This is a genomic window from Mesonia oceanica, assembly GCF_902499555.1.
GTDB classification, from domain to species: Bacteria; Bacteroidota; Bacteroidia; order Flavobacteriales; family Flavobacteriaceae; genus Mesonia; species Mesonia oceanica.
The window spans coordinates 292182-311548 of record NZ_CABVMM010000001.1 but is presented as its reverse complement, the minus strand read 5'-3'; the positions used below and the strand labels follow the sequence as shown (position 1 = coordinate 311548).

At 33.3% G+C, this 19367-nt stretch carries 10 protein-coding genes; all 10 read left to right on the top strand.

Going from position 1 to position 19367, the window contains the following annotated elements; all coding sequences use genetic code 11:
• The first annotated feature begins 187 nt into the window (after positions 1-187).
• Positions 188-1594: a sugar porter family MFS transporter gene (locus FVB9532_RS01455; RefSeq protein WP_150543432.1), complete on the top strand. Its 1407-nt coding sequence runs from the start codon at positions 188-190 to the stop codon at positions 1592-1594.
• The gene (locus FVB9532_RS01450; protein WP_228482231.1) at positions 1591-3684 is read left to right on the top strand and encodes a glycoside hydrolase family 97 protein; all 2094 of its coding nucleotides are present in this window, start codon (positions 1591-1593) and stop codon (positions 3682-3684) included. Before FVB9532_RS01455 ends, FVB9532_RS01450 begins: the two co-directional genes overlap by 4 nt.
• Before the next feature lie 466 nt (positions 3685-4150).
• Entirely contained in the window at positions 4151-4282 is a 132-nt protein-coding gene (locus FVB9532_RS20020) for a hypothetical protein (protein WP_286950536.1), read from the top strand.
• Positions 4224-4346, top strand: coding sequence for a hypothetical protein (locus tag FVB9532_RS19840; protein ID WP_262714381.1), 123 nt, complete (start codon positions 4224-4226; stop codon positions 4344-4346). The genes FVB9532_RS20020 and FVB9532_RS19840 overlap by 59 nt, the downstream gene beginning before the upstream one ends.
• Positions 4347-4950: 604 nt before the next feature.
• Positions 4951-6834: a DUF8202 domain-containing protein gene (locus tag FVB9532_RS01435; protein WP_150543430.1), complete on the top strand. Its 1884-nt coding sequence runs from the start codon at positions 4951-4953 to the stop codon at positions 6832-6834.
• Between the two features lie 125 nt (positions 6835-6959).
• Positions 6960-14147: a SpvB/TcaC N-terminal domain-containing protein gene (locus FVB9532_RS01430; RefSeq protein WP_194716457.1), complete on the top strand. Its 7188-nt coding sequence runs from the start codon at positions 6960-6962 to the stop codon at positions 14145-14147.
• Positions 14148-14172: 25 nt separating this feature from the next.
• Complete coding sequence (locus FVB9532_RS01425; RefSeq protein ID WP_194716456.1) at positions 14173-17172, top strand: RHS repeat-associated core domain-containing protein; 3000 nt, start codon at positions 14173-14175, stop codon at positions 17170-17172.
• 1 nt (position 17173) lies between these two features.
• Positions 17174-17950: a hypothetical protein gene (locus tag FVB9532_RS01420; RefSeq protein ID WP_150543428.1), complete on the top strand. Its 777-nt coding sequence runs from the start codon at positions 17174-17176 to the stop codon at positions 17948-17950.
• Positions 17951-17959: 9 nt separating this feature from the next.
• Entirely contained in the window at positions 17960-18877 is a 918-nt protein-coding gene (locus FVB9532_RS01415; RefSeq protein WP_150543427.1) for an RHS repeat-associated core domain-containing protein, read from the top strand.
• A gap of 5 nt (positions 18878-18882) precedes the next feature.
• Positions 18883-19140, top strand: coding sequence for a hypothetical protein (locus FVB9532_RS01410; RefSeq protein ID WP_150543426.1), 258 nt, complete (start codon positions 18883-18885; stop codon positions 19138-19140).
• Positions 19141-19367: the final 227 nt, after the last annotated feature.

Genomic DNA, 19367 nt, shown 5'->3' with positions numbered 1-19367 from the left:
CTAAAAATGGGAGATGATCACTTTTCAGTCTCCCATTTATTTCATAATAAATCATAATTTCAAAAGTTTAGTAGGTTCAAATTCAACTTAAATGAGCAATAGATTTTTTTATTAGGTGAAGCAATTAAGAGTATTTTAACTCCTATATTTACGTGTTCAAACTTATTACACAAACACAATCATCATTATGAGCAGAAAATTAATTTTACCTATTATCATTTCTACCTTAGGAGGTTTCCTATTTGGTTATGATACAGGGGTAATTAACGGAGCACAGCTTTATTTTAAAGACTATTTCGATTTCTCTACTGCAGAGCAAGGCTGGGCCGTAGGTTCCGCATTAATCGGATGTATTTTTGGCGGACTTGGAGCCGGAATTTTAGCCGAAGCCATCGGTAGAAAAAAATCACTATTATTGGCCGCATTTTTATTCTCTATTTCAGCCATAGGAAGTGCATTTGCAGACTCTTTATTCAACCTCTCGATTTATAGGATTTTAGGAGGTATTGGTATTGGTTTAGCATCCTTACTTTCCCCCATGTACATTTCTGAAGTTTCTCCTAAAGAAAAACGTGGTGCGATGGTTTCTCTTAACCAAATGGCCATTGTTACCGGATTCTTAGTAGTTTTCTTTGCCAATTATTGGGTAGGAAACCACCTTTCAGCCTCTATGGTTACCGGAGAGGTGAGTACAGAAAGCTTAAGTCAATGGAATATTGATGAAGGCTGGCGATATATGTTCGGTTTAGAAATTATACCGGCGGTTTTATTCTTTATCCTTTTATTTTTTGTACCCGGTTCTCCCCGTTGGTTTGTCATTAAAGAAAAGCACAACCACGCTATTGTCGCTTTAGAAAAACTGGGATACAGTAATGAAGTGGCACAACAAAAAGTAAAAGAAATTGAAGATTCATTGGAAAAAAAGGAAAGCAGCAGTTGGGCGGCTTTTAAAGGCATGGGCTTTGCCGTTTTTGTGGGGGTGATGTTGTCTATCTTTCAACAGCTAACAGGAATCAATGCTATATTGTATTACGGGTCTTCTATTTTTGAAGCTTTAGGAAATACAGCCGAGAGTGCGATCTTCCAAAATATTTTAATCGCCGTCGTCAACTTCGCCTTTACGATTATTGCTATTTTCTCTGTAGATAAGTGGGGAAGAAAACCGCTCTTAATCTTAGGAGGGTTCATTATGGCAACTGCACTGGCCTTACTCACCTATGATATTTACACGCAACAATTCAGCTTAATCGCCGTAGTAGGTATTTTACTATTTATTGCAGGTTTTGCGATGACTTGGGGACCGGTAACTTGGGTATTGTTATCAGAAATTTTCCCGGACAGAATTAGAGGAATTGCGATGGGAATTGCTGTAGCCTCGCAATGGTTATTTAACTATTTAGTATCGCAAACCTTCCCGATGATGATGGATAAAGAAAGTGCCGTTTTTGAAATGAGTAATGGAACTTTCCCCTACTGGATTTACGGAGTAAGTTGTATCGCCATGTCTTTATTTGTCTGGAAATTTGTACCAGAAACCAAAGGCCGCGACTTAAAAGACGTACGTCAACTTTGGATTAAAAAACATAAATCGTGAAAAAATTAGTCAGTTTCATCAGCATCATCCTGCTTCTATCGGGATGTGCTGAAGAACCTCAACAACAAGACCAAACAAAAGCTTCCATCACTTCCCCAAACGGGAATATAGAAGTTAGTCTTCAACTTGATAAAAACGGAAAACCTTTTTACACGGTTCAGAAAAATAACAGCAGCGTAATTGACACCTCCTATCTAGGGTTCAAGTTTAAAAATCAACCTGAGTTGACCAAGAACTTTAAGATTTCTAAGGTAGAAGAAACTGAACTCAATGAAACTTGGGAACAACCTTGGGGAGAACAACGTGTGATTAAAGATCATCATAAACAACTTCAAGTTAGCTTAGAAGAAACCACTGAAAAGCCTAGAAAGCTGAATATTATTTTCAGGGTTTTTGATGATGGAATAGGCTTTCGGTACGATATTCCTGAGCAGGAAAATTTAACCGGTGATGTAGTGATCTCTGATGAAATCACTCAATTCAAACTTACCCACGACCATAAGTCTTGGTGGATTCCTGCCGATTATGATAGTTATGAATACAACTATTCAGAAACCAAATTATCAGAAATCGATGCCCAAAAAGCAGGTTATGCCCAACGTCATGACAGAAACATCACCAATTTTCATGCGGTGAATACCCCCATCACCATGGAAACCGAAGCCGGTTTATACCTAAGCATTCACGAAGCTAATCTTACCGATTACGCCGGAATGACGCTTGGTGTAACTGAACACAACACGTTGAATACAGAATTGGTTCCATGGGAAAACGGTGATAAAGTAAGAACAAAAGCCCCTTTTGTTTCTCCTTGGCGAACCATTATGATTAACGAAGAAGCCAAAGATTTAGTAACCAATTACCTAATTCTAAACCTCAACGAACCCAATAAATTAGAAAACGTAACTTCCTATGCGCAACCCATGAAGTACACCGGAATTTGGTGGGAAATGCATTTAGGAAAAAGTACTTGGGGAAGAAAAGATGCGGAAGGAAATTACACCACGCATGGTGCTACGACCGAAAACGCGATGAAATATATCGACTTCAACAAAAAACACCATATCAAAGGCTTATTAATAGAAGGCTGGAATACCGGTTGGGAATACTGGGGAGCGCAAGACACCATAGGATTCTTCGATTTTGTAACCACTTATGACGATTTCGATATCAAAAAAGTAGTGCATATCGCAAAAGAAAATGGTGTTGACATTATTGGTCATCACGAAACTTCCGGGGATGCTCACAATTACGAAAACCGAATGGAAAAAGCCTTTCAGTTTTACGAAGATTTAGGCATTCATGCGATTAAAACCGGTTATGCCGGTGGATTAGTCCCTAAAGGGGAGTTTCATCACGGACAATATATGGTTCGTCATCATCAAAAAGTAATTGAAACAGCAGCAAAGCACCAGCTGGCTATCGATGCCCATGAACCGATTAAAGCTACCGGCTTACGCAGAACCTATCCTAATTTTATGACCCGTGAAGGGGTTCGTGGAATGGAATTTAATGGTTGGGCAGATGAAAATCCTCCCTCCCACACCACCATTTTACCCTTTACCCGAATTTTGAGCGGTCCGGTAGATTATACGCCGGGAATCTTTCAGATTGATTTAGCTGAATACCGAGAAGGCCAAGCCATTCAATCTACATTAGCCAACCAATTGGCTTTATATGTGGTATTGTATAGCCCGATGCAAATGGCAGCCGATTTACCTGAGAATTATGCCAAATACGAAGATGCTTTCCGGTTTATAGAAGACGTAGCGGTCGATTGGGAAACCACCAAAGTTATTCACGCAAAGATTGGTGATTACCTAACTATCGCAAGAAAACAACGCGATAGTGACAATTGGTTTATAGGAAGTGTAACTGATGAAAAAGCCAGAAACCTAGAAATTCCGATGGACTTTTTAGACCAAGGGGCTTCCTACAAAGCCACGATTTATAAAGATGCGAAAGATGCTGATTTTGAAAAAAATCCTTCTGCCTACGAAATTGAAGAACTAGAAGTAAATTCAACCAGCGTATATCAAGCTTCACTAGCGAGAGGTGGCGGCGTTGCCATTTCCATTGAAAAACAATAGCTAATTCACCAATGGTGGCTGAGTGAAATCTTCTAAAAGATTTTGTATCGAAGCTACCATTGGTTGGATATTAAATAGATTTAAAAAATTTCTATCAACTGGTCAAGTTGAGCCCTTCTACTTTGCCCAGGATAAACTAAGGACGAAGTGTCAATTCAGCCACATATCTTATTTGTCTTAAAATTGAAGTCTATAGACACAAATAATTATAGATTCTATTTTCTACTGAAAATTACAGAGTCGGCTTTATCAGAAAATTCATCATTGAATACCCAATCACACCTCCAACTATTAAGACAAAAATTGTATTTTTAAAATAAAGCAAAAGAGCGGTTATGGATTTAGAAGCACGGAAATATCATTTGATAAAGGAAAGCATTATAGATACCTTGGAGCGTGTTTTAAAGCGTGAAAAAGAAGCCATCAAGATGTCCCAGCAGAACACAAGAAAGAACTTGATAAACGACTGAAAAGCTACAAAAACAATCCTGATGATGTCTTAGATTGGAAAGAGGTCAAAAATGAAGCTAATCTTTATTATGAAGATAAAAAAAGGAATTGGAGAAGAGTTTTTAGAACATTTAGACATTTATTTTAAAAGGATTCCTAAACATCCCAAACATTTCCCCAAAAAAGAGAACCCCACCGAGAAGCATTTATAAACCCCTTTCTTTTTTTGATTATTTACGAGCTTATAGAAGAAAAAATCATTTTTTATTCTGTATTCAACACTTGGCAAAATCCAGAAAAAAGATCACCTAATAATTGCACCCACGAGCCGAAATTATAAAAGTCTTTCCGCAAAATAATTTCTAGCTAAAAACGATTACTTTCTATTTTCACAAAAAATATTAGTGAAAGAGATAAAAGTATTTTTATTTCTTATAGAACTACGCATTTATCCTGATTTACTAAAAATAGTATTAGAATTATTTGGTAAATTTCATCTTATATTCCAAAAATAATAATTTATACAAACTACCCTTTCTTACTTGTTTATATTTATAAACAGAAGCTAACTGCATTAAATATGTTTTAAAACAAAACTAATTAATAATTGCTTATCTATTATAGCACTTCTTTCAAATACACTTCTTAATTTATCTATAAAACAACCCTTTATTAAATATAGAATTAATTAAAATTTTAACATATAAAAACATACAAAAGCGTTAAATATTTATATTTTTGAATAACAATTAAAATAATTTAACTTATTATTATTTGTTTTTAATACTTTTTTGTGAATTTTTAATACTTGGCCACTTGAAAAATAATTACTCCCTCTTTTTATTCTCCTTCTTAATTTCATTTATAAGTTTTAGTCAACAACATTTTTCAGAAACGATAACACACCCTGATCTTTGGTTAAAAAGTGACATTATAAATTACAGTGATAGTTTAAATATTAGCACATTTAATTTCAATCCAATCTTAAATTCTGAAAAATTAGGTAAGAAAAAAGATTTAGAGCTTGGATTAGATAGATTTTCCTCTATTTTTTTGGTCTTTGAGAGTGATAAAAAAGATGAAATCACAATAGCAGATATTTCGATAGATGGAGAGAAACGAAGAATAACAACCAGCGGAATTTTAAAAAACAATAAAAAATTCGTTGAAATCAATCCTAAGAACGGAGTGATTTTAAATTATAATTTATTTTCAAGTCTTACCCAAAAAGAAAACTATGTTAAAATTTTAGGTGACAAAATAATTAAAGAGAAAGATTCTATAAAATTCTTAGAGATTTTATATTACCCTAAAAAACTTAGTGATTTAGATAAGTCTAAAGTTGAAACATATTTATCACTTAAACACGGAATAAGCCTATCTTCAGACAAAATATATGTTAATTCTGAAAATGATACCATATGGAATCCTAAAAAAAATGTTGGTTTTAATCAAAACGTCACAGGAATAGGTTTTGATATTAATTTGCTAAATTTTAAACAATTACAGTCTTTTAATTCTAAAGGTGATCTAGAAGCAGGTTTTAATGAGATTAAACCTTTTAATAAATTAAACAATTCTAATGTTACTAATAAAACTTATTTAATATGGGGCGAAAATAATAGGGAAACCATTTTTTCTAAATTAGAAAAAGATAAAAACTTTCAAACACTAAGTAAGATATGGAAATTTAAATCAATAAATAATTCTCAGGATAGTTTGAAAATACAACTCAAATTTCTAAAGGAGAAAATGAAATTCTTAAAAGATTCTATAAAAACCGACGAAGGCTTATATTTAGCAGTTAGCCCTTTGTACGATATAAAAAACAACTTAAAAGAGGAAAATTTGATTCCTCTAAGTAAAGAAGATAGCTCTTATTACTATTACGATAATATTGATATTACTGCATTTAATGAAAGTTTCTATATAACTTTGATCAAGGCGCCAAAGCTTTTAGTTGAATATCATCACGAACATAAATGTTTTACAGAAACTATAACTGAATCTCCTCTTGAAATAGAGGTGATACAGGGCGTATCCCCTTACAGCATAAATTTGTCACAAAAAGATTACGAAAAGAACTTTTCATTTGATGATAAATTATTTCGAATAACAGATCTTCCAAAAGGCAAAATACATATTAAATTACACGACTCTAATGGAAATTCTCAATTAGATACCATATATATTAAAGAAAGTAAGATTGAGGTTGCCATGGAAGAAGCCTATTACCTCGAAAACAGTGATATACTTGTTGAACCAAAGATTTTTGGCATCAGTAAAAATGAACTTAAATTTGAATGGATCAATATAGAAGAGAATAAAGTCATTGGTACAGATTCTAGAATTACTCTATTAAAAAAAGGCGATTACCAATTAAAGATTAATACTAAAGAAGGTTGTAAGAAAATTATCCCCTTTTCTGTAAAACGAAAAAAACTTAACGAAAATGGTGATATCTCAATATATCCCAATCCAGTTAAAAATAATTCAACATTCAATATTTCTTTAAATTTCTTGAAAGAAACCTCAGTACAAATTGAAATTAGAGATCCTATCGGCAGACTGATTCTCCAGAAAAATTTTGAGGGCAGTAATGGTTACAAATATTCTAATAGCCTCAATACTTCAGGCACCTATCTTATATTTATTACTTCACGTAATGAAACTACCGTTAAAAAGCTAATTATCCAATAATCAACCTTCCCATAAACAAGATGATAAAGTTAAAATCTCAAAGTAAAAAAAGAGCGCTTATAAAGTCTATAATTTCAAAATTATTATTAATCATAAGCTTGCATTGGTCCTTTGTAAGCCCCGCTATGCCATTAATAAATAATCTTAGAGAAGTAAATCATAATAATAAAACAGGAAAATCAATCCGAACCATAAATAAGCAAAAAAACAATGATAACATCAACATACTTTCAAAAGATTCTGAATCTGTTTTTTATTATCCAGATATCCAACATGGATTCATAGGAACTTCAGAAAAAAAGCCAATTGACAATCCAATTGACAACCTTTTTGTTTTTTCTATAGACGAGCTTCCAAAAAATCAATCTAAAGTCTATTTAGAATATGACTTATATGGAGTGACTAGTAGTGATGGGATTAGTAAGAAAATAAATAGTACTCAGGCAGTCGGTGGTTATTTAATAAAAAGAAACAAAAAGTGGAGTTCTCAAAGAGAAGAGCTAGACCCTTCTCTTTTAAAAAAAGGAAAGAATCACTTACTATTTGGAATGCCCCAAAGGTCCAATTTTAGTTATTTAATTAAAAACTTAAGAATAGTTGTCAATCAGAATACAAATTCTAGTTCAAAAATAGTAATTGCCTCTTCAACTAACTTATTAAAATTTGGAGATGAAACCTATATAAGAGGATTTTTAGGAGAATTCCCTACTAAAAACACTTTTGGCAATTATAAAGTGAAAGTTGAAAATACCACGTTAAATCTCGTAAACAATCAATTTGAAGGATTTGTTAGAATTCCTGAAAATAAAAATACTTTAGATGTTCAACTATTCAACGATGAAAATAAATTAATTGAACAATCAAAATTAGACATAACAGCTATTAATACAGCTGAGCATAAGTTTTCTTTTCAGCCTAAATATGAATCAGTATCATTATCTAAAGAAAATCAATTTAAAAGTAAAATTGTTCAGTTATACTTTAAAAACAATTCAAATCATGCATTGATAACCCCATTACGTTTTAATGATTTAGCTTCTTTACAATCTGGGGTATTAAATGTAACCGATGAATACGAAGGCTGCAATATTTTATTACAAGATTCATTGGTGAACGAAGAATTTTCATTTGGTATCAAATATAATCCAAGAGCTATACCAAAAGGTTACTCAGAGAAGGATGTTTTTACACTTTTTTTTGATAAAAACTCTAAGAGTTGGATTCCTGTAGAAAAAGACTCCATAAATATAAATAAAGGCATTATTTATTCATCAACTAAATATGGTTCAGGCGATTACATAAACGGTGTCATTCAAACTCCCGAGAGCCCTCAAACCAATGCTTTTACATCTACTAAAATAAGTGATATTGAGATTGCTAACCCTTCCTCCAATATTTCAATAATAGCTGCTCCTCGACCTTCACAAACAGGAGAAGCAAATTTAAAATATCCTATAAAAACCCCTACAGGTAGAAAAGGAATGTCTCCAAGTGTAACTTTAAGTTATAATAGTGAAAAGCAATCTGGTATTGCTGGTTATGGTTGGGATTTAGGATTCTCTTCAATTAACATCAATTCCAAATGGGGCATTCCAGATTTTGACCCTAATAATGAAACAGAACTATATAATCTAGATGGTGCCCAATTAGTGTATCCAGAAAACTTTTTGCCACATAGGCATAGTGGGAACGCGCCAAATAACTATTCAATTACAACACAAGCTAGATCTGGGAGTATAAAAGAGTTCTCTTTAAGAAATCAGGAGAGTTATGTCAAGATTGAAAGAATAGGTACTAACCCAACAAATTATTATTGGAAAGTAACAAATACTGACGGTAAAATTAATTGGTATGGAGGAGATGAAAATGGACTTTCTGAAAATACGGTTATAAGAAATGAAGACAATAATATTATCCAATGGAGTCTAAAAAAATCAATTGATCCTTTTGGCAATAATATTAAATATGAATATAAAAAGGGGACTTTGTCAAATCTTTCTGGCGATAATCAAAATTTAAACGGAGGCCATTATTTCTATCCAAAGAGAGTTTTTTATACAGGCTATAATAATCAAAACGGTAACTATAAGATTGAATTTAACTATAATGAAAATCAAATAAAACCAAGCATCACAATCAATGGTCGCTTAGGACTAAAACAAGTATCGCCATATCTTTTATCGGATATACAGGTATATTATCAAAACCAAACCATAAGATCCTACGAATTAGGATATATTGAAGGTAATTTTAAGAAGACATTATTGGATTATGTTGTAGAAAAAAATAAAAACGGTAATGAGTTTTATAGACATAGTTTTGAGTATTATGATGATATAGCCGAAAATGGAGGAAATCTTTTTAAGCCGGCACAGACTATTTCTTTACCCGATGTAGATCCAAGCTATTCATTAAGTGGTTTAGCAGGTGCTATTAATGGAGAATCTATAATCAGTACTAATGAAAATATTCAAAAAGGATTTGATATAAGACCTTCTGCAGGAATGGAAATAAGAATTCCGGTGCATTCCAATAATAAGTCAAGAACAGTAACCATTGGAGCAGATTTTGGCGAAAACAATACTAAAAGCAAAGGTAAAATAAGCTTAATTGACATGAATGGTGATGGACTTGACGACATTGTTTTTAGGAATAATAGCGGATTACAATTTTATCCCAATAGCGTTAATTCTGACAACGACTCCAATGATTTAATTAATAGTTTTGAGAATACAAGTAAATCGGTACATCACGTGAATGATTTTTACCGTAATGATTCAAGAACAAAAAAAATGTTTGCAGAGTCGTGGTCGGTATATGCGTCAGGATTTTATGCTGCAACAAGTCGCTATAAAACCGAATCTGAAACCTCGGTGTTTTTTACAGACGGGAACCAAGATGGTCTTATAGATATTGTGAAAGGAAATGAAGTTTATTTTAATTATTTAGATGAAAATGGAGAGCCTAACTTTACGACAGATAGCGGATTAACCGAAAACCTCGTATTAACATCGGGGGCGCCAATTTCAAACTGGCAAGATCCTACTGAAACCCAAGAAGAGGAGCAAGAAGAGCTAGAGCAAGAGCAAATGCAGGATGACTTTTTAGATTTTGATGCAGTACAGGTCTGGAAAGCTCCATTTACAGGAACTATTCAGGTTGATAATGAAATAAAAGTATATATAGGCTCTTCCCCCTTCAATCACACTATAGAAACAACAAGTGAGACATACTCAAATAAACCATTTAGAATTTTTAGGGATCAATATTCTCCAGGAGTTAACGGAGAGTTCAGCTTACAAAATTATTTCGGAAACAATCCCCCATTGGGAGTTCAAGATCTAGGTTTAGGTAATAATTCACCCATTAAAGTAATAAAAGGACAAGAGATATATTTTAGATATCATAAACCCAATCAAGGATATTCGTATTATAGTGCCAGGCCCAAAATTTATTATCTAAATGTTTCTGATAGAGATGAAAATGGAAAAAAGGTTAATGAATATACTTACAAAGACTATTTTCACTTAACTAGTAATGGAGTGATTAGAATTCCGGGATCGGGAATGGTGAATATTAATTGGCCAGATTTCTCCATCAATAAACCAACCGATGATGTATATGTAAGAATTTATGAAGTTAGTGGTGAAAATGAAAACATTATTTATCAACAATACTGTCCTGCAGGAGCTACCACTACAGTATCTAACAACTTAAACAATCAATTATATCAGCAAAATGATTTGCCACTTAGTTTTAAATTTGAAGTATATTCAGACTCTAATGTTCTTTGGGAAGATATAAATTGGCAACCTGTAGTAACTTATGCACCAGATCAAGATGCTCAAGATAACCAACAAGTACCTAATGTAACTCAGGAGTTCCACCCTGTTCCCGACTATTCTATTTTTTATGCCTCTAACAACAAGGATAAATATAGTCAAGACTTAAGCAACTATACAAATTGGAACAATTCTTCACAAAATTTTGGAGTTAAACCAAACACAGAAATCATTAACTCTGGAAATCTTAGTAGTAGTGATAATGGAGAATTCTTATTAGTAGTGAAAAAAGGAGGAATCCCTATTGGAAAAAGAAAAGTTCAGATTAAAGACGGACAAATAATTTTACCTGATGATTCGCCTATTAGTGTTCATAATGGTCCCCTCGGCAACTGGTCAGGGAAAATTTATTTTAGCTATTATGTAACAGGAAACACTAATAAAGAAGTATATCAAAAATACCTTTTGTCTGTAGGTAATACTAAAGGAGTATTATTAGGCTATAACTGGCAGGGGAATTCTTTAAAAATTAATGCTGTTTCCTATTTTAACGATCTTTCCAACTATGGATCAATGCACGGTAATTTTGGCCAATTTTATTACAATGATAACTATGACGATAGTAACATTCCTGAAGATAACATTGGAAAGCTAATCAATCATGACCTTCTGGTAAATACGTCCAATAATTATAATTTCGATTTAATTACTATTAATTGTGATGAAGAAAGTAGTGATTTTGAAGATTGCGCCCAACAATCAATTGCAGATCAGATGAATTTGCCCAATGAAAATACCGATTTCTCCGACCCCAATGCGGTAGAAGATGTTATAAATAATTTGGAAGCTTGGATGAATAATAATCCGGCAGGATATATTCCAGAAATATCTTTTATGCCTGCAAATGCAAAAAGTAATGGTACTTTAGACGAAGATAGATGGGTAGGAATCGATCCAGAAAATCAATATTTCGACAGAATAACAGAGATAACCATAGGAAATATAGATCCATCTTCTACTGGAAGTTCTGGAGGTTCAAGTATCGGAAGCGTTGCAGGAGAGATTAGTGATAATGATACGGAAGGTCCAAGTTTACCTTCTAACAATATCACTGGAATGAAAGCTATTAAAATAAAACGCAAAAGTTCAAGAAGAACAATGTCCGCAGGGTATAATCCGCTTGCAATATCTAGCTTTACACCCGGTTACAGCAATACCCTTACCGGATTTATGGACTGGAATGGAGATGGTTACCCCGATATTTGGTATGCAGACAACCTAGTTTTATCGAATATGACAGGAGGTTTAAACAACCCTTCTGGTGATCACAATTTTGGAGTTTTAAATTCTTACAATAATTGGGGAATAGCAGCCTCTGCAACAGGTAGCGATGCCTATACCCTTTACTCATCTTCTTCGGCTGAAGGAACAGACGCTTCTTCTACTAAAAGTAATAAGTTTTCTATAGGGAATGCTACCAGCCAGATAGGGATTACAGTAAATGTTGCTGGGCAAAACAAAGAAGAACAATTTTTCTTAGATTTAAATGGAGATGGGCTACCCGATAGGATTAAAGAGATAAATGGAAGTTATTTATATCAACTAAATAAAGGACAACATCAGAATAATAACAATTTTGAAATATTTAAAAATCTCACCTATAGTGAATCCTTTCCAACGTTAACAAGTAGCAGTATAGGAGGAGGATTAAGTTTCCCTTCATTATTTCCAAATGTAGGAGCAAGTTTAAATGCTGGTATATCTGAATCGCAAACCAATACCAAAACCGCATTTCAAGACATAAATGGAGATGGATTAATCGATATCATAGAAAGTGATGGTAACCTAGAAGGTAGCTCTAGTTCTGTAAAATTTAATTACGGAAATAAATTTGCTGATCAAGATTATTCCTTAACTGCAGCTAGTTCTATTGTAAATTTAAAAAGAAACTATCAAGATGTAATTATTGGTGCAGACGGCGATGTAGGAATATTTTTTGGTTTCCCCATATGTTGCTGGTTGGTTCCTGTTATTCACGTAAAGTTCGGTGTAAATTTAGGAGGAAATGTAAGTGAAAACGTAACCGTTCAAACCAAAGATTTTAGAGATTTAAACGGTGATGGGTTTGCCGATTATATTGTTCAATATTCAAATGACGAAATTAATGTAAATTACTCAGCGATAGGAAGAACCAACAAACTAAAATCTGTAAACAATCCCTTAGGAGGAAAAGTAACCCTAGATTATAAAGCACAAGGAAAAACCTATAATAATCCAAAAGCGACATGGGTATTGAGCAAGACCACTCTTGAAGATGGTTACGACCTTCCCAATACAGGTTATTCCAATTACTCAAAATTTTATGAATATGAAAATGCTTATTATGACAGAAGAGAAAGACTGTCCTACGGATTTGAAACCGTAAAAACCGTAGAATATTTAGCTGATGCCAACGGAGACATCTCAGAAGATGTTTTTAGAACCAAAGTAAATAAATTTCATAACCAAAACTACTTTTTAAAAGGTAAACTCAAAGAATCTATAGTAGTAAGGGGCGAATGGGACGAAAACAATCCCAATAATATTTTTGTAAGAACTATACATGAATATGGTTTAAAAGAAATTGGAAATGATGGATTAATAATTGTGAATTCTGATTTAGATGAAAATTACGACGTTGGAGGTACTGAAGGAAGAAAAAGAGCTGCAGTACTATTAGAAAAAACCACTACTGAGAATTATGAATTAACCAATTCTCCCATTGTAAGTGAAATAGTTATGGAATATGATGGTTTAGGTCGTATTACAAAATATTACGACAATGGAGATGTTTCTAATACTAGTGATAACTATTATAGCGAAATAGGATATTTTGAAAACCCTACCCTAGAACAAAATAACATCCTCAACATACCTACGAGAATTCAAGTATTCGATAATAACGGCAATCAAAAAAGAGATCGTAATATAAACGAAGTAGATGTTAATACAGGAGCCATTAAAAAAATCGGTGTAAAGTTAAATCAACAAGGTCAATGGGCTCAAACAATAATGGATTATGACCAGTATGGAAACCTTATAGAAATCTTTTATCCTGGAAACCTAAATGGAGAGAATATGTCTTATACGTACACCTACGATAATATAGAGCATAAATTTTTAACAGAAGTTGAAGATGTATTTGGCTACCAATCTTCTACCGAATATGATTATTTGTATGATGCCATCACCAAAGAAACAGACATTAGTGGTAATGAGATGAATTATACCTATGACGATTTTGGCAGGTTATCTACCGTATTAGGTCCAAAAGAACAAGAGGCCAATAAACCCTATACCATAAAATTTGATTACTATCCAAGAGAACAAGATTTAAGTCAAACTATATCTATCCCCTCAGGAGAAGAATTTCTTCCTGTGGCATTAACCTCTCATTACGATTACGAGCATCCCAACAACCCTATTAAAACCTATACCATTATGGATGGTTTAGGAAGAGTAAGGCAAACTAAAAAAGACGTGGGGGGGTAACATTGTTCATATTTCAGGTTGGAAAGTGTACGATGAGTTTTCAAGGGTAGTAAACCAACACCAATCGACAGCAGAAGGAGAAGGTATAGAAAATTACTTTATAAAAGCAGATTTACCTTCACCTTCTTATTTTTCCATTATTAAATATGACGAACTAGACAGAACCATAAAACTCACCAATGCCGAAGATAATGCTACATTTAATATCCCGGGTATTGAAGATAACCTTTTTAAAACAAAAACCATTATAGAGCAAAACAACTCCAGTCAGGTAATTTCTGAAAAATTTACCGATGTACGAGGCAGAGTGGTAAAAGAAAAAACGATAGGCGACAATGGCGATATTTTAACCAAATTCACCTATAATGCTATAGGAGAACTGTTGTCATATACAGATGGAGATAATATTACCTCTTCCTACGAATATGATTTTGCCGGCAGAAAAATAGCTTACACCAATCCAGATAAAGGAATGACTTCCTATACATACGATAGAGCCGGAAACCTAATAAGCTTGGTTACTGCTAATTTAGCTCAAGACAGTGAAGAAATTACTTATAATTATGAATATAATAGGCTCATAGAAGAAAATTACCCCAATATGCCCAATGGCAGCAATATTAGTAATGTAACTTACAAATATGGATCAGCGGGAGAAGGTAACCAAACAGGAAAACTTGTATATGTAACCGATGCGACAGGATCACAGTCTTTTAAGTATGGTAATATGGGAGAAATAACCAGCAATACCAGAATTGTAGTAGGCCCCAATATACCCACCCGGTATTTTACCACCAACTTTAATTACGACTCTTGGAACAGAATAAAAAATATAGAGTACCCCGATGGAGAAAACGTAGTCTATTCTTATGACGAGGGAGGGAACCTCTTCTCCATTATAGGAGATTATACTTATATAAAAGAAGCCTATTATACATTTTTTGAAAGTCCCAGGTTAATTATACATGGTAATAATACCGTTACAGAGTACGACTATACCAATGCTTTGCGCAATGTAAATGGATATAGTGTAAAGCTACAGAATGGAGATAAACTCCTGAATTTAAAGTATGACTACGATAAAATGAATAATGTAGTAAGTGTAGCAAACGATGTTGCGATGGATCCCAATAAAATGGGGGGAAAATACGAATTTCGTTATGCTTACGATAAAATAAACAGATTAGCCAGCAGCAAAGGTATATTTGAAAGTGAATTTCAAAATAGCTACAGTGATATTAACGCGAATTATGAATCAGAATTAAGATACACAAATGCACATAGCATTTTAAATAAAACCCAGAAACATAACAAGAATGGAAGTATAGACAATAATAACACCTATAAAAATGTTTACAAATACGTAGATGGCACCCATAAAATAGAAGCGATTATAGATGAAGCTACACAAACAGAAAAATATTTTTCCTACGATTTAAATGGAAACCTAAAATACATTATGAACCCCCAAGAGGTAGAAACAAAAATGTATTGGGATGAGAGCAATAGGTTAAGGGTATTAGAAGAGAACCATGTGATGCACCATTATATCTATGACTATACCGGAGAGCGGGTACTAAAAGCCTCCTCCAATTTAGAACAGGTTTATGAAAACGGAACCTTAGCTAACCAAAGCTCCATACAGTTTAACCCTTATACCACCTATCCTAACCCATTTATAGTAATACACCCGCAAGGCTCCTATACCAAGCATTACTTTAATGGTTCAAAAAGAATAGCCACAGCCATAGGAAACGGCGATCCTAGTATGTTTGAAACGTCACCAACAGCAGCAACAGAAAGAAGCCCGCAGGCGGCGGCAACACAAGAAAGTAACCAACTAAAACCAAAAGAACTGCAACAACAACAAATTGCAGACTTGCAACTATATGCGCAAAAAGCAGGCAAAGGGAGTGTCACTTTTAAAAAATATGAAGCGAGCAAAGATACCGCTACAACGAATAATACCAGTAGGCCAGCCCCTATAGAAAGTAACCTTCAAATAGCAGCAGCCCCACAAGCATTACCAGTCTATTACTACCATGCCAACCACTTAGGTTCTAACACAGGCATTACCAGTATAGATGGGAATCCTTATCAATTTTTTGTAAATTTACCTTTTGGCGAAACCCTTGCCGAGCAGTACAGCGATGCCCCGGGACCACGCTTACCCTATAAGTTTAACGGGAAAGAACTGGACCAAGAAACAGGTAACTATTACTATGGAGCACGTTACTACGACCCGAAATGGAGTGTTTGGCTAAGTGTTGACCCAATGGCGGAGAAATACCCTGGGTGGTCACCATATAATTATACTTTGCAAAACCCGGTCAATTTTACCGATCCTACGGGGATGGTAGTGGAAGAAAATCCTGTTTATGATTCAAAAGGTTGTTATAGAGGAGATACAGAAGAAGGTTTTACGGGAGAACCTATCATTTATGACGGCGATAAAGATTTTTCTAATATGAGTAAAAATGAGTTGGTTGATGACAATGGAGGAAAATATCTAAGTAATGAAATTTTCAATTATCTTTTCCCTGGTTCAAGAGATAGAGTAGAAACTCATATTGCAAATTATAACCTTAATGATGGTCTAAATAATAATGGAAAGATAACTATAAAACGACACATTGTAGATGCTTTGGGAGGTTTATATAATGCTAAAGATGGCACTCCTGATAATCTACTTATAAAAAGAGGTGTTCATAAAAATGGTAAAAGTGTAGCAGATGAATGGTTTAAGCCAACAGTAGAAAATTTAAGAAATTTAATTAAAGTTCATGAAGCCTATGGTCATATAACTTCTGGAACATTTAATGATACAAAAGGGCATTTCAAGATTTTTAAAATGCAAATTGATAATCCTCAATTTAAATTTACTACTGATAATTTTAAAGGTTTTCACTTAAATCATTTATATAATTATGGTCAAAATATAGGTATAGATATAAGAAGAAACCTACGTTATAGATCACTTTATAGTAAATATGGCAAACCTTTTAATGAAAAGCTAAATAACTAATATGAAAAACATAAATTTTAAATATTCATTCATATTTTTAATTCTATTTTCAGTTGGTTGCTCCGAAAAAAATCAATTTTCAGAGTTCTACTATAATGAATTTTTCACTTCTCCTAATAAGATGGGAGAACTAAATCTTTATATAAAGAACGATACCCTTTTTAAAAATAGAAACAAGTACAACTCTTTATATAATAAATTGGAATTTACAATTTTAGATACAAAAGAATTAGATTCCATTAAATTCATTTTAAATTCATTAGTAAATAATAAGTTAGTTTCGTCTAATAAAAAGCAAAGTGAATATGAATCTGTTTGTTCAATATCTTTTATTTTTAATAATAAAAGATATGAATTTGATATTAGTGAAGAGCCAATATCCAAGAGATATAAAGATCTTTATCTATATTTAAAAAAACTCAGTTATAATAATAAAAGGTTTGATACAATAAATAATAAATTATATGAACAAATTAAAATTCTTGGAATAAAAGATATAGAAAAAAAGAAAAATATAGAATTTAGAACAAAACTGAAAAGGTCTAAAGTAGAGTTTAAAATATGGCTTAGTTTAATGAATTCTAAATCACAAGAATTTCAACAAACTATTGATACGTCTAATTTCAAATATATGATAGACTTTTCTTATCTAATAAATTCTAGAGACTCTATAATACAAAAAATGTACTTAGATTCTAATAATAATTTAGCAATTAAGTTTTCAGGTAAAAGAGATTATCAGTTTATTAAGCAGAAAAACCTCTATTTAAAATTTTAATAATTCAATATTATAGTAAACTTTCACTTTGGCGAAACCCTTGCCGAGCAGTACAGCGATGCCCCGGGACCACGCTTACCCTATAAGTTTAACGGGAAAGAACTGGACCAAGAAACAGGTAACTATTACTATGGGGCGAGGTACTATAACTCGAAATGGAGTGTTTGGTTAAGTGTTGACCCCTTGGCGGAGAAATATCCCGGGTGGAGTCCATATGCTTACACGATGAACAACCCCATCAATATGGTGGATCCAACAGGTATGGTACCGGAAACCATATATGAGAATGCCGATACGGTGGAGACAGTTGAAGTAAAAGATAATATAAATAAAACTTTAGTAGTAAACGATAGTGACTTTCAAGAAGCTAAAGCTTGGGCAAGCCTAATTAACCCTAGGGAAGATCTTAATGACGGGAGTGTATCTCTTGGTTTTTTTAGCCGTGAAATGGCAGATGCATATACCGAATTTTATAATGAGCATAATTATTATGATGGGGCATCTTTGGCAAACCTATGGGATTATGCTTTTAATAAACCAAAGTTAAATGTAATCGAGCCTTTGGGTTCGTCAGGTGGTTTAGAATGGTTGGCAGGTCCTGCTGGTCCTGAAGCCAAATTATTATTTAAATCAGGAATTTCTCAATTAAAAAAAACACTTCTTTCGAATGCTGGAAGAGCAACGACCAAACATCCAGAATATTTTGGGTTTGAATCAGCAGAAGCTCTAATGAAGGTGTATAATAGCCCTCAAGCTCTTAATAAGTTAGGTTCTGAAAGTTTGAAAAACATTTTGAGAAATGGAGTAAGAACAACAGGAGCAGGTGGTAGATTTCCCGAAGGCTGGGTAACTTATACACTGAAGAATGGGAATGCTGCAAGTTGGAGATCAAGTGGAGAATTTATTGGATTTAGAGGTGTAAAATAAATATTATGAAAAAACTAAGATTTGAAAAAGTAGGAGATATATCTTCAAAATATCCTTTTGTAGAGGTTTGTTTTGAAAAAGAAAGAGAGCCGCTTATGGAAATTTCAATAACTGATGATAAAGAGTTGTCTTTCAAAATCTATGGTTCAAAAACAACAACAGAATTTACTCTACAGCATTGGGAAGAGATTTTAAAAATAGCTAAGGATTTTCTTCCGAAAGCTATTAAAGATGAAGAAGACTTTGAGAGTTTTTTGAAATAGCTAATAATAATTCTTTTACCAACAATCGTCCGTAAAAGTGTAAAATTTTATCCTGCCAATTTTTCCTCAAGTGAATTTGATTGTGCATCCTTGAGCATCAGGTCGAGCATATATAAAATCCTTTATTTATAGACAAGGTTTATTTAGAGTATTTCTAGGCGGAAATCTTCAGCTTTTAAAACAGTAAAAGGAAGTCCTGTATTTTTTTCTTTCTACTAAAAATAAAA